The following is a 26,388-nucleotide window of genomic DNA, read 5'->3' as shown; positions in this document are numbered from 1 at the left end:
CCGGGCCAAGATCGGAATAAATACAAAGAAACTTTCACAGGGAGTGGAATGAACATGATTAAGAAATGGTTTAAGACCAGGGCGGACATCCCCCTGATCATCATTATGCTGATATCCGCATTTTTGAACGGATACAACATCTGGCAAGACAAATATGTAAACACCTACTACACGACGGCCGTAGCAAGCATGCTACAAAGCTTTCACAACTTCTTTTTCGCCTCACTTGATTCTGCCGGATCGGTAACGGTAGACAAACCCCCTGTGGTGTTCTGGATTCAGACACTGAGCGCCTATATATTCGGGCTTCACGGATGGAGCGTTATCTTGCCACAGGCGCTGGCTCAAGTCGGATCGGTCTTGCTCGTTTACTTGCTCGTCAAACCGAGCTTCGGTACGATGGCCGCACGTTTGGCCGCCTTCGCCATGGCAACGACACCGATAGCCGTAGCGGTTAGCCGTACGAATAACATCGACGCTATGTTGGTTTTCACACTGTTGCTCGCAACATGGCTATTGTTCAGAGGCCTTAGAAATAGCAAAACCGGGCTGATCCTTGCTGCTTTCGCAGTCGTAGGCATCGCCTTTAACGAAAAAATGTTACAAGCCTATATGATCGTTCCCGCACTGGGTCTGTTCTATCTGCTGGCTTCCAAGTTTAACTGGAAGCGAAAAGCAGCAACACTGGTAGGATCAGCAGTTGTCCTCCTGATCGTATCACTCTCTTGGGCAGTCGTAGTGGACTCTACTCCGGCAGATGAACGCCCTTATATGGGGAGTAGCGGTACGAACTCTGTGCTGAATTTGGCCTTTGGTTATAACGGCCTGTCCCGTCTGACAGGAGATCAGGGTACAGGTGGCAATCGTGGCGGAGAACGTACGGATCGGAACAATAACGCTGCAACGAATAGCAGCAACACAAACACGGATCAGGCTCAGACGACCACATCATTGGACAGCACTACTTCTACGGATGACTCAGGTGCCAACAACATGGGTGCAGGTGGTCAAATGCCACCGGGTGGATTTGGCGGCAACGGACAAGGTGGTCCTGGAGACGGGCAAGGTGGCCAGGGCGGTCCAGGCGGTGGACCGGGAGGGAATTCTGGTGGCGGCATGTTCGGTACTGGCGAAAAAGGACCTTTACGGTTGTTCCAATCCTCCCTGTCAGGTCAAGCCAGCTGGCTGCTTCCATTTGCATTAATTGCTTCCATCGGCCTGCTTGCAAGCATTCGACGTCGTAATATCACACAAAAACACAAAGAGGTCATCTTCTGGCTGACCTGGTTGATTCCCGTAGCTGCATTTTTCAGCGTAGCAGGATTCTTTCATCATTATTACCTGATTATGCTCGCGCCACCAATTGCAGCGCTCTTTGGAGCAGGATTCGTAGAATTGTGGAAGCAGTATCGTGAGCGTTCCAACTGGCTCTCCTGGCTGTTACCCGCAGCAGTATTGGCAACCTCGGTATTTAGCTGGTTTGTTTTGCAAAATTACAACGATACCATTGGCAGCGGCTGGTCCATCACGGTATTGATCTTAGGGATCATCGGCACGGTGCTGCAGGTAGTGGCACGAATGAAATCTGAGAAGTTCACAAGGTTCGCCATCATTGCAAGTGTACTCGCTATGTTTATCGGTCCTGCATATTGGGCATTGACACCGATCATCTACGGAGGGAACAGCATGATTCCACAAGCCGGACCCACTCAATTTGGCGGCGGTGGCGGTGGCGGAATGCCGGGCGGCAATGATCGCAATAGAGGTCAGAGCGCCAATGGACAACAAGCCGAAGGAACTCAAACGAATAACCAGACCAATAATGCAGAGAATTCCAGTCCTGATGGAAATACTTCAAGCACACAAACAAGTACAGACACGGAGCAAAAATCTTCTACCCGTTCCAGAGGAATGGGAGGACCCAACGGTAGCCAAAGTTTAGATCAAAAAACGTTGAGCTATTTGCAAAAAAATAACACAGGTGAAACCTACCTTTTCGCAGCAAGTAATTATTCAACGGCTGCTCCTTACCTGGTCGAGGCCGGACAAAAAGTAATTATTATGAACGGTTTTGTATCCTCCGATCCAGTCTATACCGTCGATAAAATCAAGGCGCTGGTCGAAAGCGGACAAGTGAAGTACTTCATGATTTCTGGTGGAGGCGGCGGACCGGACGGCGGTAACTCTGAAGTCACTGCATGGATCAAAGAACACGGCAAGTTGATCCCTACAGATGAATGGAAAACAACAGCAGACGAAACAAGTACAGACGTTAAAGCCACCGAGAGCGGAAGCGACACGACGAACAGCAATGCGAACGCCCAGGATGGTCAAGGTGGCCCTGGCGGAGACGATCGTGGCGGAAGCGGTACTTTATACGAAATCACATTATAAATGAGGAGGAACTACGAATGAGTGAACCCATCCGTTATTCCATAGTTATTCCGATGTACAACGAGGAAGCTGTTATTACGGAAACCTACCGGAGGCTGAAACAAGTCATGGGCTCAATGGGTGAGCCCTACGAGCTGATCTTCGTAAATGATGGAAGTTCGGACCGCAGCGTCCAATTGATCAAGGAATTCAGTCTCAGAGATGACACCATTGTATTGATTGATTTCTCTCGCAATTTTGGTCATCAGCTAGCGATTACCGCCGGGATGGATTATGCGGTGGGGGAGGCGGTCGTCGTCATTGACGCCGACCTCCAAGACCCGCCGGAACTGATTGTTGAGATGGCTAACAAGTGGAAGGAAGGCTATGAAGTGGTCTACGCCAAACGGCTCAAACGCAATGGCGAAACTTGCTTCAAGAAATGGTCTGCCAGCCTCTTCTACCGTGTACTTAAAGCATCAACGGACATTAATATCCCGGTCGACACCGGGGACTTCCGCCTAATGGATCGTAAGGTCATAGAAGAATTGAAACGGCTGCCGGAAAATAACCGATTCGTTCGTGGACTAGTCAGCTGGATCGGATTCAAACAAACTGCTGTAGAATATGAGCGCGACGAGCGGCTCGCGGGCGAGACCAAGTATCCGTTGAAACGAATGATCAAGCTCAGTCTGGACGGGATCACATCCTTTTCGATTAAGCCTCTCAAGCTGGCAGGGTATATCGGTGCACTTCTCTCCATGTCTGGCTTCCTGTATCTGATGTACGTACTGTTTCTCAACTTTTTCACCGACTCCTATGTGATGAAGGGCTGGTCTTCTATGATTAGCATCAGCCTGATTTTCGACGGGGTGATCCTCATCATTCTCGGTATTATGGGTGAATATGTTGGACGGATTTATGATGAAACCAAAGCACGTCCGCTATACATTGTCCGTGAGCATCTGGGTGGACAATATGAAAACGGTCCGACACATGCTATGAAGGCCCCTGAACCACGCGAGTCCCTGTACATGCAAGGAACCCGTGAAAGCCTGATTTCGGCAGGACGCACAGTGCGCGGCAACAGTGCGGTATATACCGGACCCAAATCCGGTCATGGAGCCTAAACTATGAAAAGTCGCATGGCCCAGCTGCTTCCTATGATTCGATTTGGCATTGTAGGTCTGGTGAATACAGGCGTAGATTATATTATTTTTATGCTGCTAGCTTGGGGCGGAGTGCCGGTCATTGTAGCGCAGATCATTTCGTACAGCTGCGGCACAGCCAACAGTTATATTTTGAACAGCAAATGGACATTCAACAAACAACTATCAAACGACACAAACAAGCGTCAATTACCCAAATTTATCGTCATCAACCTGGTCGTATTAGGGATAACCTCCCTATTACTGCAAGTGCTCCACACGGGAACCGAGTTGCCACTTGCTTTAGACAAGCTGATCGCCACCGCAGCCGGAATGATCATCAATTATATCGGGAGCCGATACTGGGTATTTGGTTCCCCATCCCGAAAGGAAAGTGAGTTTCTATGAGAAAAATTACAAAAGCTGTTATTCCAGCCGCCGGATTAGGAACCCGTTTTCTACCAGCTACGAAAGCTTTACCGAAAGAGATGCTTCCCATCGTAGACAAGCCGGCTATTCAATATATCGTAGAAGAAGCTATCAAGTCCGGAATTGAGAGCATCATTATCGTAACGGGGCGTAATAAAAAAGCCATCGAGGATCATTTTGACAAGTCTGTGGAGTTGGAGCAGGTACTGGAGAGCAAAGGTAAATACGATCTTCTGCGTGAAGTTCAAAGCATCGGGGGTAAAGCAGTCATTCACTATATCCGTCAAAAAGAACCTCTCGGCTTGGGACACGCGGTAAGCTGCGCTCGTCAGTTCATCGGCGATGAACCATTTGCCGTGTTGCTGGGCGATGATATTATGAATTCCTCCACCCCGGCGATCCGTCAAATGATGGATGTCTACGAGGCGACTGGCAAGCAAGTGGTCGGCGTGCGCACGGTGGAAGAACAAGATGTGAGTAAATACGGCATTATTGACTCTACTCACCAGAACGGTCTCATCCACGAAGTCGGCGGGCTTGTTGAAAAACCTTCTCCGGCAGATGCCCCTTCGCGGCAGGCAGTCATTGGTCGGTATGTATTGGAGCCTTCCATTTTCTCTATATTGGAAAACCTGTCCACTGGGGCAGGCGGTGAATATCAATTGACAGACGCACTCCATCAGGTAGCATTGCAGAACCAACTGCTCGCATTGGAACTGGAAGGCACACGTTATGATATTGGAGATAAAGCTGGATATCTGGAAGCCGTGCTCCACATGGGTATGCAACGCGAAGATTTGCGTCCAATGCTTGACTCCATGATGCGCGAGTGGGCGCTTGCTTCAATGATAAAACAGGGAATTTCCCCTCCGAAATCCGACGGGTGCTGTGAAATCACGAGAGTAGATGGATGAACATGTAAACCTGTACAATGTAGGAGTACAGCAGCATTTGAATCTGCTCGGCCGCCCGGTCGAAACTAAGGAGGAAGAGGACCTATAATACCTGAGGGAAATCTGCAAAGCAACGTAGATCGTTTTAGCGGTTTTGCCGACAACTACGATCAGCACCGCCCGGAAGCACCGTCACTCGTCGTGGAAATCGTCAGCCGCTATCTGGAGCGAAACGTAGAGCTCGTTGCCGATATTGGCTGCGGTACAGGACTTTCAACTTTCATATGGGAAAACGCCGCTCGGCAAGTCGTCGGTATCGAGCCTAACTCGGACATGAGAGGAAAAGCGCAGCACAAGCTGGAGACAGCAGGAACGACAAAGGCAGGAACCATTTCCTTCAAAAGCGGGTTCTCCAACAACCTGCCCTTTGAGGACGGAACTGTAGACGTCATCACCTGCTCTCAATCCTTTCACTGGATGGACCCCGAGAGCACGCTTCAGGAAGCGGGCAGGGTCTTGGCTCAGGGCGGCGTGTTCGCAGCCTTTGACTGTGACTGGCCTCCGGTGCTGCAATGGCAGATAGAGCAAGCTTATACAGAGCTTATCACCAAAGCGGATACCCTTTTGGAACAGGAAGCCCCAGTAGAGCAGCAAGCTCATAAATGGAGCAAGGATCAGCATTTAGCTAATCTGCAACGCAGCGGGCAATTCCGATATACCCGGGAGATTGTTTTCCACAACCGTGAGCAGTGTGACGCAGCTCGTTATACAGGGCTCGCTCTCAGCCAAGGGGGTATTCAAAGTCTCTTAAAACTTGGCAATAGAACGCTTGACGGCGATGTAGCCCGCTTCGTGAACCTGGTAGAGAATCATTTTCAGGGCAGAACACTAGACATTCTGTTCAGCTATCGTATGCGGCTCGGCATCAAGTAGAAAGGAATCAAGGCCATCGTGGATGATACGCTCTTCGGCTTAGGGCAAAAAAGACTCTCCCTCGCCTCGTAAAAACGAGTGCGTACAGGAGAGTCTTTTTCTTCAATAAATAGCCACGCTCATATCCCTGCAAACCTTAGTTGCAGTTCCACTGTGTCTTCAACCTAGGAAGAGCGGACAGCCAATAAGTGCGCCAACCGATCAGGATAGTCCGTGATAATGCCGTTTACCCCGGCCTCTAGCAGACGCTTCATTTCTTCTGGCTCATTCACCGTCCATGGGTGGTAGACGACGCCTAATGCCAAAGCCTCTGATACAGCTTCTGGTGTAACCACTTGTTTGTAGGCATGAAGTGCGGTAACCCCGAATTGGGTGGCATACTCGGATGGGCGGACCATAATTTCGATATACAGCGCCCCCGTCTTGATTTCAGGAGCAAGCTGCGCACAGAGCGCCAGCGATTCGTGATTAAAGCTGGATATGATTACCCGCTGTTCTAATCCAAAACGCTTCACGGTAGCAATGACCTCTTCCTCCATTCCCGGATAGAGATAAATGCTATTTTTCAACTCTAAATTAATTATTGTATTCGAGGAGGACTGGGCTAGTTCCAGTAGCTCATCCAGCATTGGGACCCGCTCACCTCGGAATTTCTCACCAAACCAGCCGCCCGCATCCAATTTATTTAATTCTTCCAGCGTAATATCCCTTACATCCAGTGAGCAACCTGTCGTACGCTTCAGCGACTCATCGTGAATCAGCACCAGATGCCCATCTTGGGTACGCTGCACATCCGTTTCTATACCTGTTGCTCCCAGTTCCAAGGCGTGGCGGAATGCCGCCATCGTATTCTCAGGACATACACCTGAAGCTCCGCGGTGTGCGAAATTAATCACCTTTCCGGTTACAGTCACCACATAACCCCTCCTGTCATTTCACAGGAACATTATACCTGCTCATTGTTTGGGCAGTATAAAATATTCGTCACAGCTACACTTCTTCTATGCCGTTTGAACAATTTTCCCGATCCACTCGGAATAAAACGTATTCCCGTTCCGTCGATCAAAATCAGCCGCCGCCGACTCTGCCAGTGGCCTAAAATACGCAATGATTTCCGTCAATGTGCGCTCCTCTTTCCCCCATTCCAAGGAAGCCGGCAACCGGATCAACCGTTTTTCTCCCGAAGTATCCAACTTCTGCAGCAGACTCACCATCGTCGCGTAAAAATACATCTGCTCCAGCCCGCTCTCATAGTCTAGCGCCATATGTAGATGACGCTCTACCACTTCGATCCCTTGAACCGGATCAGCAATCGTCAAATATTCGATATGCTCTGCTATCGTTTTCAGAAAGTCACGGTCATCCCGGACTAGGCGATAGCCTTTACGATGCTGCTCCTTTGCCTGATCAACCTCGCCTTGACGATAAAGCGGCAATAGCACCTGCGAGAGCGTCACATGCGGCACTTCTGCACATCTCATACGACCCGACAAAATCGGTTTTGCCACGGCAAGCGCCTGCTCATCCTCTCCGGCCAAGTAGTAGAACCGCACCATCTGGCTCTGCTCGCAGGCTTCACAATCACTCATACTGTCCCGTTCGATCAAGCGGAAGGTATCCAGATATCGCCGTGCTTCTTCCAGATTTCCCATGTCCATCGCGATGCGGAACTTATAATAGTAATATGGACGCTCATTATACCCGTATTCGGCATAACGTCTGCGCATATCCTCCGCCAGATCTTCTATTTGAGTCTTCGATATATTGGAAAAGCTGCACACCTTACCGAGTATCCATTTGTAATTCCACAACAGCTCATCTGCGTCGTATTCCTCTGGATTTTGATCAAATTGGCCCAGCTGCCACGAAAAAGCAATCAGCGACTTCAATGGATATCCGTTAAAAATAGCGCAGTCTACAATCTCTCCCCGAATTTCATAAGCGAGTTCCTTCAATCCGGAAGTGTCTGCCAAGCGAACAGCCTCTTCCAGAATCGCCAGCTTTGCCGCCCCTCCGGGCATATCCTGCGCCTGCTCCATCAATTCATATATTGTCTCTTCCATTTGAATCCTCCCTTAATTACGCAATTACGTATTCTGTCCGTTCCCTAATCCCCAATTGATAAAATGCAGTACACTGCGATTCATCAGTCCCAATTCACTGCGGTTCATCGGGTAGTGCCCCATCATAAGCGCATTCACATACATCATTTCTGTAGCAGCCGTAACCATCTGCGTATCGGTAGCTTCAAGAATTCGGGCCACCACCGGGTTGTTCAGATTAAAGTATAAAGTGGAGTAGCCCGAATTTTGCTGGACTCCTGCTTTCAGACTATCAAGCACATTGGAAAAAAGTGAGGTTGTCTCCTCAACCGTGTTTTCCATGGAGCGCAAGGTCAGTGCATCCTGAGAAATGGTATACAATACTGGCAAACTCGCAGGCTCAAAACGCTTCAACTCAGCGCGACAACGCATTGGCTGCAAAGCAGCATCCATGACACGTAGTACACCGTAATAATTCTCGCGCTCTTCCTGTGTTAGCCCGGTAAATGATAGAGATACTTCCTCAGGGCTAAGACGCTCTGTTTGCAGGTTAGGGTCAATCCAATGCAGCTTTTCCAAAATGTCTGAATCATAAATATAGCCGCCATTGATCACCAACATGGATTGCGCCGCCGCCACATGCGTAATCTGACGATACTCATCTACTGTCGATGTGTAATGCAACGGACGTCCGCCCGCCTCTCGGATCAGTTCACTCAGTTCACGCCGCCCAAATGTACTTTCGAAGGAAAACCAGCGATGCATAATCCGCAGAAATTCATCATCCTCGACCGCGAGCGCCTTCATGGACAGCTCGTGCAAACGAATCCAGTGTTGCAAACGGTCTGGTTCATATTCCGCCATGCGTAGCAGTTCTTCCCGAATACAGGTCCCCAATTCAGAACGAACCGCATCAAGCTGCTCATTTTCATAAAAATACTCACGTGATGCCGTTGGTTGCAATTCATCTGTCCAAATCAGGCTTTTAATGAAGAATGCCCATTCTGGCAATACATTTTCCGCCTTATCGGACACCAACATATGCTTCAAGTACACCCGGTGCAGCCGCTTGCTGTTCAGATTAACACTACGAGGCAAAATGAATGCAATCCCGCCTGTTCTGCCCGATGCCGTCCGCAACGGTATAAAATCACTGAAGCGCTCGCCCATCAGGCGATAGCCTAAATCTAGCACCTCACTACGGCGGCTCCGTAATTGTTCTGGGTCCTGCATCCAGCTCGTCGATGGAAGATTGACGCGCTTGGTCTCCCCGTCTACAGACAGCATGACCGGATACGGCAGCAACGCACCATAATAGAATAAAGACTCCTCTACATGCGCCGGCTCATAATAAAACTCACTTCCCGGCTTGCAGCGCAAATAAATTTGCGTTCCTACAGGCAGTTCGGTCTCCAATCGACGAATCGTATACGTCCCATCCGGCTTCCCTCTCCATTCCATGGAGACGCCTTCCTTCACCGAGCGGGTCAGCACCACAATTTCATCGCTCACCATAAAGCAGGATAGCAACCCAATCCCAAATCGTCCGATAAACGAAGTCTCAGAAGCCAGCAAATCGGCTCCCTTCTTGGAAGACTGACCGATAATCGATAAAAAACGGTGAATGTCTTCTTCTGACAATCCAATGCCGTTATCCTGAATCATCAATACCTGATGCTCCCCAGAACCAGATAACTCCACGATGACTTTACCTTCATAGTCGTTACTCTCAGAAGCTGTATCTTCAAGGGCCTTATCTTCTTTTAATACATTACTTTCAGTAGCAACCTTCCGCAGCTCCTTGCGAGCCGTGATCGCATCTGTTGCATTTTGCAGAACCTCACGTATAAACACTCGTGGACTGCTATATAAATGATTGGCCAAAATATCAATCATACCGCCCAAGTTCACTTGAAAACGATATTCGTCTGTTTGACTCATAGAGATCATTCCTTTCTCGAAATACTACAACCACCATTTGGATTTAAATAGACTGTCTTTTAAAGTATAACGTGGATTTAAGTCGGATTGCACACCCTGCATTTCAGATATCAGTACGTTGACAACGACATAATAGGGTCTTTTTTCACCTGGGAAGTCTGGCACTGGGTCTAATTAACTTCATAAAAATGTACGGAGTACGAGCACTTAGTGAATAAAGGTCATCTTTGTCTAGTTAAATTTAGTAATAAACATAATATTTATTTAAAATCCACCCTTCTCTCAGAACCCTATATCTATGGAGGGACAAATGGCTCATTTTACGCAAAAAGCTCGCATTGCCGCTCTTGTAGTACTCTTACAAGAGAGAATGCGAGCTTATTTAGGTACAGTCGAAGCTGTACCCTTTTACAGAAGAGAATTAATGAGACTTAGCGAGACGGATAACGTTCCACGATGCTTTGCCCAAATGAGCTTTTACAATTCCGTCATCAAGCTTGGCGTTACCGCCGTTGTGAGGCGTAACTTTTTCACCGGCTGGACTGTTGGTCGCTTTAAGATCATCATGCTCCAATACAGTATGCTCGACAATGCGGTAGCCTTCAAAACTGCGTACATCTACTGTCAGCTCCAGCGATTCAGACAAATGACGGTTCACTGCAAAGACAGTCAGCGCGTCTCCCTCTTCATCATAAACTACAGCGCTGTCCAGATAAGGGATGTCTGTGAAGTCCTTGGAGTCGTATTTTTCCGAATCCACGACAGGCATCAGCGATATCCCACGACCATAACGGGAGGCATGCAGATACGGATAGAAGATCGTTTGTTTCCACGCCTTTCCACTATTCTCGGTCATGATTGGCGCAATAACGTTGACCAGTTGGGCGAGACAAGCCATTTTCACACGATCCGCGTGGCGCAGGAACGTAATCAACATGCTGCCTACCAACAATGCATCCTCAAAGTTATAGATATCCTCAAGCTGCGGTGGTGCCACAGACCACGGATCAATTTTTTTGTCCGCATCATTGGAGTGGTACCATACGTTCCATTCGTCAAAGCTGAGCATCATTTTTTTCTTGCTGCGTTTCTTTGCTTTGATATAGTCACAAGTCGAAATGACCGTATGGATAAAATGATCCATATCCATAGAGCGTGCCAGATAATTAGCCGTATCATTGTCATGATTGCCGTAGTATTGGTGCAAGGAAATATAGTCGGCTACCTCATAGGTATGATCCAGTGTGGTTGCTTCCCATTCCGGGAACGTTGGCATCGTGGAACTGGAGCTTCCACAGGATACAAGCTCAATGTCAGGATCAATCAGCTTCATAGCTTTTGCAGATTCAACAGCCAGACGGCCATATTCTTCTGCTGTCTTGTGACCAATCTGCCATGGGCCATCCATCTCGTTACCAAGACACCAAGTTTTAATCTTATGTGGTTGCTCAACCCCGTGACTACGACGTAGATCACTCCAATAGGAGCCGCCTGTGTGGTTGCAATATTCCACCAGATTACGCGCAGCATCAATTCCGCGTGTACCCAGATTAACCGCCATCATGACTTCGGAACCTACATCCTTGGCCCATTTGAAAAATTCATTCGTGCCTACTTCATTTGGCTCGACCGTTCTCCACGCCAGCTCCAACTGTCTAGGTCTGGACGCGACAGGGCCGACACCGTCTTCCCAATTGTAACCGGATACAAAATTACCGCCCGGATAGCGTATAATAGGAACATCAAGCTGTTTTACCAACTCTTTAACATCATTACGGAAACCGCTTTCATCACTAGTTGAATGAGTAGGCTCGTAAATACCGCCATATACGGCACGCCCGAGATGCTCTACAAAAGAGCCATAAATGCGTTTATCGACTTCAGCAATACGAAAAGATTTGTCTACAATCATCTTTGCTTTTACAGCTGCTGCCACCTAAACCATCCTCTCTGAATGCGAAAATAAAATCCGTTCTACCACCAAGATTAAGATGCCGTTTTATTTACGGTTTTAATATAACACACCCTATTTATCATAGTCAATATTATCATTAAATACTTAATATATTTATTAATATTTATAATAAACGATAAGCAATTGGTTACGTATTTCTAAATATTTTGTTTTATAAACAAACTTATTGAGTGAATAACCACTTTGCCAAATAATAATAATAACGGATTATAGGTGCGTTCAAAATAGTGCTACTGCCGTATCTTGCAGTCTGTTTTAAATAGTGAATATCAGTCTACCAACAGTTGTTCTAAATATGTATAAATACCACCTATATCGCCCGCGTTTAAGTCTGAGAGGACCCATTCTTTCAAATATCCCTGCTCTGTCCGTATAGATATGTAAATACCTTCAGTTTCCACTTTCACCAGCAAAGAAAGCTCAATATCTACGCCTAATAAAACTCGTTCTTTGGTGCAATCCTCAGTATTCGCAGCCTTTACACACAAAATAGCAATATCCGTATAAGCGTTATATGCCATTTTACCCGCATTATATAACAGTTCCTGTAATCCATTGCTTGCATCCAAAGGGAGCGTATACTCCATATCATGCAACACTGCCGCGGACTGGTCCACCGCGATCCAGCTTTGGTATTCATCCCGGGCAAAGGCCCCTCTCAACTCATGCAAAAAATAAATAATGTCAATGCCCTTATCATAATAAATACAAATATGCGGAATGCGTGAATCCTCTATTGAGCTAGCCTCCTCCTGCGCCATAAAGAGCCCCTCCTCTTGCTGCCACCAGCGCAAATAGCAAGATGAAAAATTCAGTGATGGGGTGTGTCGTTGATTTTTAGAGATATAGACGACATGTTTTCCATACCGTGAAGCCAATTGTTCCACTTCCTGCAAGCTCACTGGCTCCATTTCCCCTAGCAAGACAATCGTATCTGTCAGGTCGCATACCCGTTGTCCACCTTCGAGCGCTGTATCCTGTTGTTCTCGCTCCCGCAGGATGGCTTGTTCGATGATCGCGGCAACTTTGTCGCCAGAGGGTTGAGCTTCACATTGGGTCTGAAAATAATAGGGTGCTTTCGAACTAATTGCACACTCCTCTATAAACACATAGGCGCGCCGTATCCAATCCGGATGTCCGTAACGCATTACGGGTAATTTAGTATCCTGTATCGGAAGATAGCTATACTTATGTAACATATGTTTTAGCTGTTCTATGGAAGGAACAGCTTTGGACTGCTGCAAAACTTTACATATGTGTGCTGTAATCAATGGAGTGGCATAGCTATTGCTGTTGGGACATTGTACAGCCTCTCCAGCTGCACCTACTAGTTCATGCTTGGCAAAAGCGATAAAATCGATACCGCTTGAGAATGCTAACTCAGCATCATATGTATATTGTCCTGCTGTGAGAATACCGCTATGATCGCAGCGCACACCAATCACATTGGCAAAGGAGGCCGGATAAGTAAGAAGTCCTCCGTTTTGTGCAGCACATACTATAATTAATCCCGCCATAGCTGCATCATTTACAGCCTCCCGCAGCATGCTTCGATCTCGATAATTTATACTCCCCAGGCTGATATTTGCTACCTGTACACCATGTTTTACACACCAATCCAGCGCAGCACAAAGCTGAGTTGCATTTCCTTTTCTATGGTTCATTATTTTTACACTGCTAATGATCGCATCTGGAAAATACGTTTGTACAATAGCTGCACATAGCGTACCGTGATTTAAGGTACGTCCATCTTCTACGTCTCCATGAGCTATTTCGACGTTATATAATAATTGGGTGTTTAAAAAGCCAGCATTAACCCCGTCGTCAATAATGGCTACATGAATCTTGCCATTCATGTTTTCTCCCCCTGTCTCTTCGGATTGTGGAATGAATCTCACGGCTCTGTTCCGTTCTATTAGAGTAAGCGGAGGGTGCCTCTGCGAACGATAGCGTTCGTCTGAAAGCACCCTCCTAATTTAGCAAACCATGTACATAATAGCTGGATCAGACTGCAATATTCACCTTCGTGCCTGCAGTCTTCGCCCCGTCTTTGGCCGAGTCCAGATAAGCATTGAGCTCTTGTTCAGTCCACACCCTGCCTGCCTCTGGATTTGCCTCCTGCTCTTCCTTAGGTTCAACCCGATCTGTAATCATCGGTTCGTTATTCACTGCTTCACTGATACGCTCATTAATATTCGCAGCGATTTCCATGATCTTTCCATTAAGTCCTTCTGCCTTTTCACGCAAAGACGCTGATTTTGCAGGGTTAGCGTTTTCCCACCCCTTAGCCTCGCTTCCCAATGTGATTTGTGCCGTTTTGGCTATTTTGGCACTCTTCAACTCATTGTTTGCAGATACAACACTATGCATTGTATAGGTGACCAATCTTTGCTGCTGCTCCTCAGCAGTCTTAGGCGTATATTCTTCCTTTCTACCTTTTTGAGCTTCTTTTTTACTCTCCTCATCCATGCCTAAAGCCTTTTTTTGCTCTTCCAGTGACTGCTTTTGAATGTTCTCGTCAATTTGCTGAATCTGTTTATCTATCTCTTCCATTTCAGCTTTTACAGCTTCTGGACCGAGACCACGCTTGAGCGCATTACTTAAATAGTCCGAACGCCTCTCCATCAAATTTTGCTTTTGTTCTGTCAATTGTTGAATAACCTTGTTTTGTGGCTTGCCTATACCCTTCTTTTCAGCCTGAGCGGAAAAGGGATGCCGTAGTTCAAGTCGGTTGTTATCTGCGGTGCGGAACGGCGATTGGTGAGATGATGTAAATGATACATTCATCCTAAAACCTCCAATTCTCTTCTAAATGAGGATTTTTTCAAAAATCGAGTAAGCGACTGAAATCGAATTTTGCAAAATCCTGAAATAAGTGATTCTAGAGGTATATCGGATATTTTTGTATGTTTTTGTATGTTTTATCATCATTTTCACAAATCCTTCATTCCTTTTCCACTGTTAAGCAGCCCTTTATCGTCTCATACAAGCTGTTATATGTAAGCAACCCCCCTCCCACTATACGCTCTTCCGGAATTAGGATAGCAAAACTTTTTTCCACTTCAAATAATAGATATACCAGATCCCTGGGGAACAACCCCATATCAGGCCCCAGTAATGTAGCCTCTTTATTGATCTCGCCCGCTTTTATTTTAAAAAGCTTCCAAAATATATTTTCCAGTGTCATTCCTGTTCCCGTTACATCCTGAGTAAAGTTCATGTTCTTCCCTCCATTACAACTGAACTACATGATGATCAACCGAAAAATAATGTAAAATATTCTCCGTCAGCCTATTCATATCTTCATCGTTGGACAGATGGAGTACGGGCACGGAATAATTGGAAAATTCCTGTTTTTTCTCTTCCACGAAACGATGATCAACAGATGCATATTGCATATTGACCGTGGAAGAAGAGTAACTGTCGAATACATTGTTACATATGGCGTATCCCAATAAGGAAGAGGAAAAACGGTTTTCCATGTACTGTTTCACATGCTCCAAATATTTTATATTGTATTCATCATAGTGAAGACAACAGATCAGTCCATCCGGTCTGACAGCACGGGATACCAAAAAAGAGGTTACTCCAAAATAATTCGTGAACGTATTGTTAAAAGGAACAATCCCACCTGGAATGCCCACGAGTATTAGATCAGGCTTTTCGCTCTGCTCTATTTTTTTCAAATACCGATTAAACATGATAATCTTCTGGGTTTCCGTCATACCGCTCTCAAACATAAACTGTGGAAAAGAATGTGCACCAATCAGCTCCCCGCATCCATTAGATGTGATTTGTGACACCCGATATCCTTGTGCTTCAAGCTTCTGCCGAAGGTTAAACTGTAAATTAAGCTTATGCGTTCGCTCGTTCAACCCTAATACAAATAGAACCGGTGTAAAAAAATCATGAATAACAGAGCCCGGGTCAGGCGGTAAAATATCTTTCGTGCGTACATCAAATGTATTTTTTAAAATCAGCTTGTCCTCATGCTCCTCACAGGGTTCGATGAATTCCATACATGAGTCTGGCAAAGTAAAATTACACATGACTTTTTTGCCAAGCTGTCCAGCCTTCTTGATCACGGGAAGATACACCTCAGCTACATCCAGCTTGAAATTGGATTTCACCAGTAATATAGCATCACAACGCTCTATTTCTTGCTCCAAACAAGACTCTGGCTTCACGATGAAGCCTGTCACTTCCCCCTTGTCCGTTACACAGGCATCTTTCCCGATCATCCCCGACCCTTGAAAAGAAATAAGGACAACTTCCTCATAACTTCCTAATAGATTCAAGTTCCTAACCAGGGCTATCGTTTCATAATCAAACGGAAAAATGATTAATTTATTGGTCATGGAGACACCCCTCATGCTTTTTCAAAATCGAGAATCGTATCCTCGGAGAAATCATAGCCCAGCTCATTCATCATGCAATAATCAAGTAGGGTGTGCCGAATATCGTTTTTGACTACCGAACAATGACTCAGCTTCTTTTCCTTGGACAAGGTATGCAAATCATCTGCTACAGCAACACACAACGTACAAAAGCGGAAATTCCAACAGTTTTTACATGCATCCTCCGTGATTATCCCTACATTCAAAATCCGGTTGATTTTATCCACTTCAAAGCCCGTGTCCACCGTTCCAATCTGCACCACTTCCGACTGCTCACTGACCCGTTCACATGGATACAGATTTCCATGCACATCCGCAAACAATCGCTGTACACCAGGCACACAGGGTCCGCCATGATGCGCCTCTATCGGCATCCCCGCAGAAGGCTTTCTATAATGAAACATTCGGAAATATATCTGAATATAATAGTCCTTAATCAGCTTCGAGACATGGCTTTCATCTACTCTCCCAAATTTGGAAAGCATCATTTTAACTACCTCATAGCCCCTCTGCTCAATAAATTCATTCCTGTACAAAATTTCATCCTTCACATAAGCATCGTTAATATAGGAGGACCTTACACTGTACAGACTTTCGAAGGTTTCATAATTCGTATAAAAATCATTGATACAACCAAAATCATTACGGGTATCCAGCACCACATTAAAATTAATCCATTCAAAGAGGTCCGGGTAATTTCTCTTAATTTTATCTACATTGGCAATAATGGTATCAAAGGAGCCTCGTCCGTTAACAGCAAATCGTCTATTTCTATCATGATTCTCTTGATCTCCATCCAGACTGATCGTAAGTACAAAACGATGCTCATCCAGAAAGTCCAAAATATCGTCATTAAGTAGCGTACCGTTGGTCGTCAAATGAAAACCTACATCTCTATACGCCACCTGCTCCTTGATATATTCGACACATTTCTTGACCAACGGGAAATTAATGAGCGGCTCTCCCCCATAAAAACCGAAATCCAGACGGTCACTGTCTACTGATCTATCAATGACAAAATCAATACACTTGCGCGCTGTCTCAAAATCCATCATCAGATTCGTATGACCTCGATTGTCATATCCTCCTGAATAAACGCAGTAAGAGCATCTAAGATTACAATTTTGAGTTACCTGTAAGGTGAGGGTTTTCAGCTGATGCTGAAGCATATGCTCCAGGTGCTTTGTCTTGGGATGATTCATAATCTGCGGACGCTGTGAAGATAAAAATCCGTTATCCAACAAGTCACGGATATACTGCTGCAATTCCGGTGTAGCCTCCATCTGATCCAGGTTGAAGCTGGAATGCGAATTCAGAAAATGATAAGCCTCCTCTTTAATCCGCAAAATTAAATTAGTATTTACATCATATACATAATGGTGGAGTCTCGTTTGAAATGTGTATATAAAGGGTTGGCACATATTCATGATTCACACCTACTCTGTTTTGATGTGGACAGAAGCCTGGAATGTCCAGGCTCCTCCATACAGGTATAATCCTAATAATTACCAATTCCAGTTCCATTATCTCTGCGATAAGAACCGTCACTTTCTCGCGATGTATTGGAGCTTCGAGTCAGACTGCCTGCGCAATAACAGGAGCAAGGACAGTAACAGGAACAACCACAGCCAAATGCCTCAATCGTGTCGCCTACATTCGCGCTTCTTTTCACAAGCTTACGCATGTTAAACTACTCCTCCCATTCATGATATGATTTAAAAAGGTGTTCACCTATACTAATTCCGTACATGGTGTTAAATCACACTATGAATGCGTTTGTTTTTTTCATCATTTTATGGGGACCTCTTCTTTCTCTAATACCCATCCTCTGTATTCCGCATGACAGGTCATAAAATGGGAGTGTAATCCTATTTGGGCTGGTTCGCCGTTCTCCAACAAAATAACTCTATCGACATGCGCTAATATCTCGCTGCGATGTGTAACGATGATTACGGTCTTATCACGCAACCGGGTCTTCAACAATTGCTGAACATTTAGCCTAGCTGCTGTGTCCAGATTGGAGGTCACCTCGTCGAGAATAAACAATGACGCTTCCCTGATCAATGCCCTTGCCATCGCAATTTTCTGTCTTTGCCCACCCGACAATCTGGAGCCGTTCGAGCCTATGGGGAAGTCATCTGCCGAGTTCTGAACCAATTCTTCCAGGCCAACCTCAGCGATAATGTCCTCTATTGCATCATTAGTGACTTCTGTGCCTATGCGGATGTTGCCAAAAATAGTAGTATCAAATAAATACACCTGCTGACTGACCAAAGCTATTTGACTTCGATACTCATCTATTTCATAGCTTTGGATGTCAATGCCGTCATAGGTGATTATCCCCTGATCAGGCTGGCTGAATCTCATCATCAAATCCAGCAGCGTAGACTTCCCTGCCCCATTTGCTCCAATGATAGCTACCTTTTCCCCTCGGGCAATCCTAAAGTTCACGTCGGATAGGACGGGTTCATCCTTGGTATAAGAAAAAGAAACATGATGAAATGCAATGTGATCTTCGAATGGCGGCTCAGTTAGTATAGACGCTGGGGTGACTGAATTAGATGTCTCTTCCTCTGCCCAGTCCAAGAACTGATAATATCGAATGGCGGAGGGAACGACTTCAGCCAGCATGTAGCCAATGTTTAAAATAGCGAAAACAGGAGTGGTAACATAAGCACTGTAAGAAACAAAGGCAAAAATCCCCCCTACAGTGAGCTGTAAACGAAAGATAAGATTAGCTCCCACAACGTACACAAGCATCATTAGAAGCTGAATTAAAATAGATTCCGAAGCGATATTCCAGGCGTCCAGAAGTGACAATTTCCGTTCTGAATCTACAATTCGACGCTGCTTGGTTGAGAACTGCTGATGCTTATGTGGAATAAGACCAAACATTCGATGCTCCTTCATGCCCCCGACAGATTCCCCAAACCACTGGGCAAAATCACTACTGCCTTCAATAAAATCCCCTACCAGTTTTTTTCTACGCTTCACAAAATACTTCACCACAACATATTTGATGGGTAAAAAAAGCAGCACGATTACAGTCATTTTCCAGTTAATGAGCAGCAAACCACATAAACCACCAATCATGCTGAACGCCTGCATAATAACAAAAAATACTCCACTATCTGTGATCCTTGATACATTGCCTACATCCGTGCCAATTTGGTTCAGCAACTCCGCTTCATTGGTTCGGTTAAAATAGCTCATTCGTACTCTTGTCAGATGTAAATACGCTTTTTCAAATAAAGAAAAGGTAACCTGTGCGCTTAAACCTGCCCGAAAGGTTTCTTTACACACATTCAGCAGCTTGTCCAAGCAAACGATTAAAAACGCAGCAGAAGTGTACAGGATTACAGCCTGCATATTCTCTTTCAGAAGACCTTGATCCACAATAACCTTGCTTGTTAAAGGCAATAATATATTCAAGCCCGCTGATAGGATGAGACATATCAAAATGATAGTGACCGTCTTCAGATAAGGCCTAAATGTTGCCGCCAGACGTTTATATACTATGGATTCTTTCATCCTTTTCCCCCTTTCATCAGATGTACCTTCTCCCCCTATTAACTAATTCCGTATCAGAATCAAAATCACCTTAAAACATCTTTTAACTGTTCTAGTAATTCCATATTTACGAGATTAAATATGATTTATGTCATTCTTGAAAATTGGAATTAATGTATATGATTGGCACATACAAAAATCACTTATTTTTTTATCCGTCCAAAGGGGGCTTGAACAAATGCCGACCACGATGGTTATCGACTGTTGCAAAGAGGATCAGTGCAGAGGTAGTTCCAGATGCTTTTACAGAAAAATTTGTGAACTTTATCTGAGCGAGGTATACCGTTTCTGTATGCATTTAGTCAAGAATCAGTCTTGCTTTACATTTATGGCAGAAGAATGTACACAAGATACTTTTGTAGCGGCAAGACAGCAACTGGTCAAGCTCAAACAACACCCCAATGTAAAAGGTTGGCTGTACCTCACGGCTAAAAATCTTATATATAAATCATTTAGGTGCTACTATACACAAAAAAAGCATGAAACTACGCTTGAATGTGAGAAGATCTGTAGTTATTCAAATTCGGTAGAGGAGGAGTGGGAAAATCGTAGATTGGGAGATGTGGATACGGTTATCGTTAATATACTAATGCAGCTTTCCAACAATGAATATACGCTCTATGAAGACTACTTTTGTCGACAACTGGCTGTGCCCTTCCTTGCTGTCAAATATAATATTTCGGTTACGGCTACAACGACTCGAATCTATAGACTGAAAAGAAAACTTCGTACATTGTCCCATCAATATTGCCTAACTCATATATAAATTTATCCATGAAAGCAAAAAAGCGGAGCCCCTCTCCCAAAGGGAAGCTCCGCTGTCCGTTCTTGTGACTATGAATTGTATTCACACTACACGATTACTTAATCCCCGAAATCGTATAGTTCTCAATAATATACTTTTGGAAAACAATGAAGATAATCATGATCGGAACGACCATGAAGGTCGAGCCTGCCATTTGCAGGGCAAATTGACTTTCGTTCTGTCCCTTGAGTAGTGACAGTCCGACAGACAAGGTGTATAGCTTCTCATCGTTCGCAATAATGAGCGGCCACAGGAAGCTGTTCCATCCGCCGATGAAGGTCAGGATGGCCTGTACTGCGATAATTGGCGTCGAAATGGGCAGCACAATTTGTAGAAAAGTGCGGAACTCCCCTGCTCCATCAAGACGTGTCGCCTCCAGCAGCTCTTCCGGGATATCGGACATGAACTGCCGGAACAGGAAGATCGCGAACGCGCCTACCAATCCAGGCAGGACAATCCCCAGCATGGAATTGGTCAATCCCATCTGATTCAGGATCAAATAGACGGGAATCATCGTCACTTGACCTGGAATCATCATCGTTGCCAGTACGAGATAGAACAGAAACCCTTTGCCCTTAAATTGGAATTTGGCAAAACCATAACCCGCCATGGCATTCAGGAATAATCCGAAGAAGGAAGCTAAAACAATGATCAGCGTATTCGTCAGATAGGTTCCAAAAGCCATGCTATCGAATAGTAATTTAAAATTATCCAGTGTAAAATGCTGCGGCCAGATGGTCGGGGGAATTTGGGTTACCTCACCCTCTGTCTTAAAGGAGGATAAAATCATCCACGCAAAAGGCAGCACCATCAACAGACCTCCCACGGTCAGGAGAATCGCCACGAACCATTGAAATGTTTTTTCACCACTGCGCGAGTTGTTGCGGGCTTGTTGAACAGCTGTTTTCACGTTCATCACCTCTCTCTATCAGGACTCCGCTTTATTTTGCAAACGGAACTGAATCAGCGTTACCGCGATGATCGCGAAGAACAGAATGAACGATCCCGCCGCGGCATACCCGAATTTACTAAATTGGAAGCCGTTATTGTAAATGAACAGGGATGCCGTCAGCGTGCCGTCGAGCGGTTTCCCTTTGGTCATGACAAACGGTTCCTCGAAAAATTGCAGCCAGCCGATCATCGTCGTAATGGACACGAAGAAAATAGCGTAACGAAGCTGCGGTAGCGTAATATAACGAATTTGCTGCCATGTATTGGCCCCGTCAAGCTGAGCCGCTTCATAATAAGAACCCGGAATCCCTTTAATAGCCGCAATAAAAATAATCATGTTTAAACCGATGCCCCGCCAAACTGCTAACACAATCAACGAAACTTTCGCTACTGTTGGATCAGTCAGCCATGGGACGGGACCTAAATTCATCAGACCAAGTACATAGTTGAATAATCCCAGCGTCGGATTATACAGATAGCTCCAAACGACCGCGACCGCAACCACATTCGTTACGGATGGTAGATAGAACACGACGCGGAATACTTTGAAAGCACGTGATTTACCCATGTTAATCAGAATCGCGATGCTAAGCGAAAATATCAGCACCAACGGAACACCGATGATGACGAAGAACAGGGTATTTCCAAGGGACTTTATAAAGGATGGGTCCAATAGAACGTTTGTATAATTTTCCAGACCTATAAAGCGAATACTATCATAATTAACGAGTCCTGACAGATCCATATTCGTGAAGCTGATTACGAGCGCCAGTAGAATCGGCAACAGCGAAAACAGCGTCAACAGGATGATGGAGGGACCGATAAACAAGTATGGCGCAAGCTTCTGCGAGCTTCCTTTCATGCCTTCACTCCCTTTGACAATGGCGGATATGGATCATTATTTTTTCATAATACTTGCAGCCTGCTGATTAAAGTCATCCATTTCCTTCTGTACATCGGCATGACCGCGGTAAATACGCTCGAAGCTCTTGATGAATTGTTGAGAAACCTCTTCCCATGCGGCCAGTTGCGGCAATGCTGCGGAATGATCCAGCTGTTTGCGAATCGTCCGAAGCATCGGATCACTCTTCAGTTTGGCATCCTCCCACGATTTAGTAGTCGCAGGCAAGTTACTGGACAGATCCATCCATTTCAGTTGCGTTTCTGGTTTGCTCATGTAAGCCATGAATTTGGCCGACTCCTCTGGGTGCTTGCTGAATTGCATAATTGAAAGGTTCGCTCCACCCAAAACGGACAGGTTGTTTACTTTGCCAGGAAGCTCCGCTATATTCCACTTACCTTCCAGTTCTGGTGCCTTGGTCTTGATTTCTTTAATCATGAAAGGACCGCTGATAAACATTGGAACGATCCCCTCACCTTGCAAACCTTGAACGGAGTCAATTCCAATATCCACTGCGTTAGAGCCATTTTGGAAAAAGGTATTTACATACTTCACAGCATCTACAAACGGCGGTTGGTTGAACAGCGGATTGCCTTGCTCGTCAACCAGTTTGGAACCGTTCTGGAGAGCAAACATAAAGCCCATAGACTGCTCCTTTGCACTAAAGGAGATGCCATATTTGCCTTTGCCCCGAGCCGCCAGCTTTTGGGCAGCATCGGAAAGCTCTTCCCACGTTTTAGGTGCTTCATTATATCCGACTTGTTTCAGCAGGTCAGAACGATAGAACAAAACTCTCGTTTCAGTGTACCAAGGTACACCGACCGGTTTTCCTTCAAATTTGGTCGTACTCACAGCACCCGGAAAAAAATTCTTCGAGTCCAGCTCAGGATATTTGCTGATATAAGGTGTGATGTCTGTCAATGCACCCGCAGACGCAAGCTCAGGGACCCACGACGTTCCCAATTGGACCACATCCGGACCAGACTTCGAGGCAACAGCTGTTAGCAATTTATCGTGAGCGTTATCCCAAGGCAACGCCTGTACATCAACGTGAATATCTGGATTCTCTTTCTCAAAATCTTTCACAATTTCAGGCAGCAGCTTTCCCTCCGCTCCCATACCCCACATGGTGATGGTCGTCTTGCCGTTCGCATCTTTGCCAGACGAATCATCCTTGGACGAGCAGCCTGCCAGCGCGCCTCCCAGTAATAAGGTGCTTGCCAAAATGATCCCCAACGTTCTTTTCATCATACGAATTCCTCCCGAGATGACCGGTTTACCGATCATGCAATATGATAACGAATTCAAATACAAGAATTTTGCAAAAATCCACAAAGCGACTTGTAATCAGCAATATATAGAACGAAATGATTTTATTCGCCTATATTATAGACCCTCGGAGCGACTTGAATCGAATTTTGCAAAAGCCTAATACTTGTAAATACATAGCGACTAAAGCATACCTCTATAACACTTATATTCAAAGCACAAGGACCATACTCCTCAATAGAAACGTTTCGATAGTCATTATAGAACAAATTGAAACCGTATTCAATAGAAATATTATTTTTTATTCACCTACAATTCCGACTTTTTTACATTTATATCATCTTTATTACGTTATTTATTCTATAAAAACTTCCCGAATTGGATTTGACTCTCCATTTGAAAGCGTATATAATCCAACTGAGTTCAATAATAGAAACGTTTCGATTAATAATACGACAGAACATTATGCTTCTATACTAGCTATTAGCCTTTTTAGCACTTTTTTGAATCATCTTTATCCAAAAAATCTCATGAATCTGAAAAAGAGAGCTGTCCACCAACAATACAGCTTATGGAGGATTATGATGGAACAACACCTGAATTCCTATTTAGAAAGCATGACGCTTGAAGAAAAAGTTGATCAACTGCTACAGCTTGTAGGTGCCTTCTTTGAAGAAGCGGGAACAGATAGTCAAATTACCGGCCCTATGGCTTCTCTTGGCATCACAGAGAAAAATGTCCATAACGTCGGTTCCGTGCTTGGCATCGCAGGGGCCAAGGAAGCAATTCGTGTTCAGCAGGCTCATTTGAGTAAAAACCGTCTGGGTATTCCGCTTTTAATTATGGCAGATATTGTACATGGCTTCAAAACGATTTTCCCTATACCGCTGGCTATTGGTTGCTCATGGGATATGCAGCTGGCAGAAGAGAGCGCTACCATTGCTGCCCGCGAGGCGGCTGTATCCGGTGTTCACGTCACATTCGCCCCTATGGTCGATCTGGTGCGTGACCCGCGCTGGGGCCGTGTGATGGAATCTACTGGGGAAGACCCTCATCTCAACAGTCAATTTGCCCGTGCGTTTGTACGCGGATTTCAGGGCAAAGATCTGACGAACGATACCGACCGGGTGGCCGCATGCGTGAAGCATTTTGCCGCATATGGAGCTGGCGAAGGCGGACGGGATTACAACACTGTAGATGTATCCGCATGGCAGCTGCGAGAGTATTATCTCCCCTCCTACAAAGCTGCCTTAGATGAAGGCTGCGAAATGGTGATGACGTCCTTCAATACCGTAGAAGGCGTAGCCGCAACGGGCAATAAGCGCCTGATGCGTGATTTGCTTCGTGATGAATGGGGCTTTGATGGTGTACTCATCTCGGATTGGGCCGCCATCAAGGAGCTTATCCCTCACGGCATCGCCGAGGATGAGCGCGAGGCAGCGAAGAAAGCACTGCTGGCTGGCGTAGATATTGAAATGATGACCTCCTGCTATAACGGGCATCTGCCTGAACTGGTTCGCAGCGGACAGCTGGATGAAGCGCTCATTGATGATGCAGTAATGCGTATATTGAAGCTCAAGCAAAAGCTGGGCTTGTTCGAAAATCCGCTACGCGGCGCAGACCCTGAGCGTGAACGTGAAGTTGTGTTCTGTGAAGCTCACCGTACGGTTGCCAAAGAATTAGCTATTAAATCTTGCGTGTTGCTCAAAAATGATTCCGTTCTTCCATTGAATCGCAATCAACATATTGCGTTGATCGGGCCTTTTGCAGAGAGTGGTGATATCTTGGGCTCTTGGTCGTGGAGCGGTTCGCAAGAGGAAGCTATTCGCGTTGTTGACGGGTTCCAATCGAAAATATCCTCCTCGCTGCTCACGGTTGCGACAGGTTGCTCTATCGACGATATAACTGAGGAGCAATATGCAGAAGCTCTGCAAGTTGCCAGCCAAGCAGAGGTTATCGTGTTGGCGCTTGGAGAGCGCTCGGATATGAGTGGTGAAGCAGGCAGCCGTTCCAATATTCGCCTGCCACAAGCCCAGTTGGAACTGGTGAAGCGCCTGAAGACGCTGAACAAGCCTATGGTAGCCGTATTATTTAATGGTCGTCCGTTGGATCTGCACGGTGTTATTGAAGAAGCAGACGCTGTACTGGAAGCCTGGTTCCCTGGTGGCGAAGGCGGCGCGGCGATTGCCGACTTGTTGTACGGTGATGCCGAACCTACGGGTCGCCTGACCATGTCATTCCCGCAATCGGTCGGACAGGTGCCCGTGTACTACAATCATTTTAATACAGGACGCCCGCAGTTAGATCCGAATACAAAAGAACGTTATGTGTCTCAATATCTAGACGTACCGAACGAACCTTTATTCCCGTTTGGCTATGGACTGAGTTATACCGATGTCGCTTATGATAGCGTACAGCTTTCCGGCGATACCCTTATACCTGGCCAGGAACTGACCGTGAAAGTGCAGGTAACGAACACAGGAACACGTCCAGTCGAAGAAACCGTCCAGTTCTATGTTCGTGATATCAGCGGTGATACGGTTCGCCCAATGAAAGAACTGAAAGATTTCTGCAAAGTCCTTCTTACCCCAGGCGAAAGCCGGGAAGTGAAATTTGTATTGACCGAGCCTCAGCTGCGTTATCATCATGCAGATTTGAGCTTCAGCAGTGACAGCGGTGAATTTGCCGTCTTTACAGGACCTAACAGCCGAGATACTAGTGAAAGCCGTTTTCGGTTAGTGAAATAAACAGGAAAGTGAGG

At 45.7% G+C, this 26,388-nt stretch carries 21 protein-coding genes; 7 read left to right on the top strand and 14 right to left on the bottom strand.

Annotated elements, in window-relative coordinates; translation table 11 throughout:
• Positions 1 to 54 precede the first annotated feature (54 nt).
• The 5 genes from JOD82_RS22520 (at position 55) to JOD82_RS22500 (ending at position 5,776) form a co-directional block, all read left to right on the top strand.
• Positions 55 to 2,394: a glycosyltransferase family 39 protein gene (locus tag JOD82_RS22520; RefSeq protein WP_029516830.1), complete on the top strand. Its 2,340-nt coding sequence runs from the start codon at positions 55 to 57 to the stop codon at positions 2,392 to 2,394.
• A 17-nt stretch (positions 2,395 to 2,411) separates the two neighbouring features.
• Positions 2,412 to 3,503, top strand: a complete 1,092-nt coding sequence (locus JOD82_RS22515; RefSeq protein ID WP_209949953.1) for a glycosyltransferase family 2 protein — start codon at positions 2,412 to 2,414, stop codon at positions 3,501 to 3,503.
• 3 nt (positions 3,504 to 3,506) lie between these two features.
• Complete coding sequence (locus JOD82_RS22510) at positions 3,507 to 3,929, top strand: GtrA family protein (protein WP_029516832.1); 423 nt, start codon at positions 3,507 to 3,509, stop codon at positions 3,927 to 3,929.
• A complete protein-coding gene (galU, locus tag JOD82_RS22505) occupies positions 3,926 to 4,864 on the top strand; it encodes a UTP--glucose-1-phosphate uridylyltransferase GalU (protein WP_209949952.1) in 939 nt (312 codons plus the stop codon). Before JOD82_RS22510 ends, galU begins: the two co-directional genes overlap by 4 nt.
• Positions 4,865 to 4,948: 84 nt before the next feature.
• Positions 4,949 to 5,776 carry a class I SAM-dependent methyltransferase gene (locus JOD82_RS22500; RefSeq protein WP_209949962.1) on the top strand — a complete coding sequence of 276 codons (828 nt, stop codon included), beginning with the start codon at positions 4,949 to 4,951 and terminating at the stop codon, positions 5,774 to 5,776.
• Between the two features lie 164 nt (positions 5,777 to 5,940).
• Here the strand turns inward: JOD82_RS22500 and JOD82_RS22495 are convergent, their stop codons facing one another.
• From JOD82_RS22495 to JOD82_RS22445, 11 genes are all read right to left on the bottom strand, one after another.
• A complete protein-coding gene (locus JOD82_RS22495; protein WP_209949951.1) occupies positions 5,941 to 6,690 on the bottom strand; it encodes a glycerophosphodiester phosphodiesterase in 750 nt (249 codons plus the stop codon).
• An 87-nt stretch (positions 6,691 to 6,777) separates the two neighbouring features.
• Complete coding sequence (locus JOD82_RS22490) at positions 6,778 to 7,839, bottom strand: hypothetical protein (protein ID WP_029516835.1); 1,062 nt, start codon at positions 7,837 to 7,839, stop codon at positions 6,778 to 6,780.
• 24 nt (positions 7,840 to 7,863) lie between these two features.
• Positions 7,864 to 9,759: an HSP90 family protein gene (locus JOD82_RS22485; RefSeq protein WP_209949950.1), complete on the bottom strand. Its 1,896-nt coding sequence runs from the start codon at positions 9,757 to 9,759 to the stop codon at positions 7,864 to 7,866.
• Between the two features lie 421 nt (positions 9,760 to 10,180).
• Positions 10,181 to 11,695, bottom strand: a complete 1,515-nt coding sequence (arfA, locus tag JOD82_RS22480) for an arabinosylfuranosidase ArfA (RefSeq protein WP_029516837.1) — start codon at positions 11,693 to 11,695, stop codon at positions 10,181 to 10,183.
• Between the two features lie 308 nt (positions 11,696 to 12,003).
• Positions 12,004 to 13,590 carry a S8 family serine peptidase gene (locus JOD82_RS22475; RefSeq protein ID WP_069010096.1) on the bottom strand — a complete coding sequence of 529 codons (1,587 nt, stop codon included), beginning with the start codon at positions 13,588 to 13,590 and terminating at the stop codon, positions 12,004 to 12,006.
• Positions 13,591 to 13,738: 148 nt separating this feature from the next.
• A complete protein-coding gene (locus tag JOD82_RS22470) occupies positions 13,739 to 14,521 on the bottom strand; it encodes a type 2 periplasmic-binding domain-containing protein (protein ID WP_069010098.1) in 783 nt (260 codons plus the stop codon).
• A gap of 157 nt (positions 14,522 to 14,678) precedes the next feature.
• Positions 14,679 to 14,954: a peptide maturation system acyl carrier-related protein gene (locus JOD82_RS22465; RefSeq protein ID WP_069010100.1), complete on the bottom strand. Its 276-nt coding sequence runs from the start codon at positions 14,952 to 14,954 to the stop codon at positions 14,679 to 14,681.
• Between the two features lie 13 nt (positions 14,955 to 14,967).
• Entirely contained in the window at positions 14,968 to 16,092 is a 1,125-nt protein-coding gene (locus JOD82_RS22460; RefSeq protein ID WP_209949949.1) for a TIGR04066 family peptide maturation system protein, read from the bottom strand.
• An 11-nt stretch (positions 16,093 to 16,103) separates the two neighbouring features.
• On the bottom strand, positions 16,104 to 17,558 hold the full coding sequence (ccpM, locus tag JOD82_RS22455) for a Cys-rich peptide radical SAM maturase CcpM (protein WP_245249108.1): 1,455 nt from the start codon (positions 17,556 to 17,558) through the stop codon (positions 16,104 to 16,106).
• Between the two features lie 71 nt (positions 17,559 to 17,629).
• Positions 17,630 to 17,815: a CLI_3235 family bacteriocin precursor gene (locus tag JOD82_RS22450; RefSeq protein ID WP_080710748.1), complete on the bottom strand. Its 186-nt coding sequence runs from the start codon at positions 17,813 to 17,815 to the stop codon at positions 17,630 to 17,632.
• 104 nt (positions 17,816 to 17,919) lie between these two features.
• On the bottom strand, positions 17,920 to 19,662 hold the full coding sequence (locus tag JOD82_RS22445; RefSeq protein WP_209949948.1) for an ABC transporter ATP-binding protein: 1,743 nt from the start codon (positions 19,660 to 19,662) through the stop codon (positions 17,920 to 17,922).
• Between the two features lie 217 nt (positions 19,663 to 19,879).
• Between JOD82_RS22445 and JOD82_RS22440 the strand changes: the two genes are divergently transcribed.
• Positions 19,880 to 20,467 carry an RNA polymerase sigma factor gene (locus JOD82_RS22440; RefSeq protein WP_039274262.1) on the top strand — a complete coding sequence of 196 codons (588 nt, stop codon included), beginning with the start codon at positions 19,880 to 19,882 and terminating at the stop codon, positions 20,465 to 20,467.
• 94 nt (positions 20,468 to 20,561) lie between these two features.
• Here JOD82_RS22440 and JOD82_RS22435 read toward each other — a convergent pair whose 3' ends face one another.
• From JOD82_RS22435 to JOD82_RS22425, 3 genes are read right to left on the bottom strand one after another with little or no spacing between them, the layout of a single operon-like run.
• Positions 20,562 to 21,422, bottom strand: coding sequence for a carbohydrate ABC transporter permease (locus tag JOD82_RS22435; protein ID WP_245249107.1), 861 nt, complete (start codon positions 21,420 to 21,422; stop codon positions 20,562 to 20,564).
• 12 nt (positions 21,423 to 21,434) lie between these two features.
• Complete coding sequence (locus JOD82_RS22430; RefSeq protein ID WP_209949946.1) at positions 21,435 to 22,319, bottom strand: carbohydrate ABC transporter permease; 885 nt, start codon at positions 22,317 to 22,319, stop codon at positions 21,435 to 21,437.
• Positions 22,320 to 22,355: 36 nt separating this feature from the next.
• Positions 22,356 to 23,609, bottom strand: coding sequence for a sugar ABC transporter substrate-binding protein (locus tag JOD82_RS22425; RefSeq protein ID WP_209949945.1), 1,254 nt, complete (start codon positions 23,607 to 23,609; stop codon positions 22,356 to 22,358).
• 602 nt (positions 23,610 to 24,211) lie between these two features.
• Between JOD82_RS22425 and JOD82_RS22420 the strand changes: the two genes are divergently transcribed.
• A complete protein-coding gene (locus tag JOD82_RS22420; RefSeq protein WP_209949944.1) occupies positions 24,212 to 26,374 on the top strand; it encodes a glycoside hydrolase family 3 N-terminal domain-containing protein in 2,163 nt (720 codons plus the stop codon).
• The last annotated feature ends 14 nt before the right edge of the window (positions 26,375 to 26,388 follow it).

The sequence above is a fragment of the Paenibacillus sp. 1182 genome (genome assembly GCF_017833915.1).
Lineage (GTDB): Bacteria > Bacillota > Bacilli > Paenibacillales > Paenibacillaceae > Paenibacillus > Paenibacillus polymyxa_D.
The sequence above is the reverse complement of the archived record's forward strand: the minus strand, read 5'-3'. Positions and strand labels throughout refer to the sequence as shown.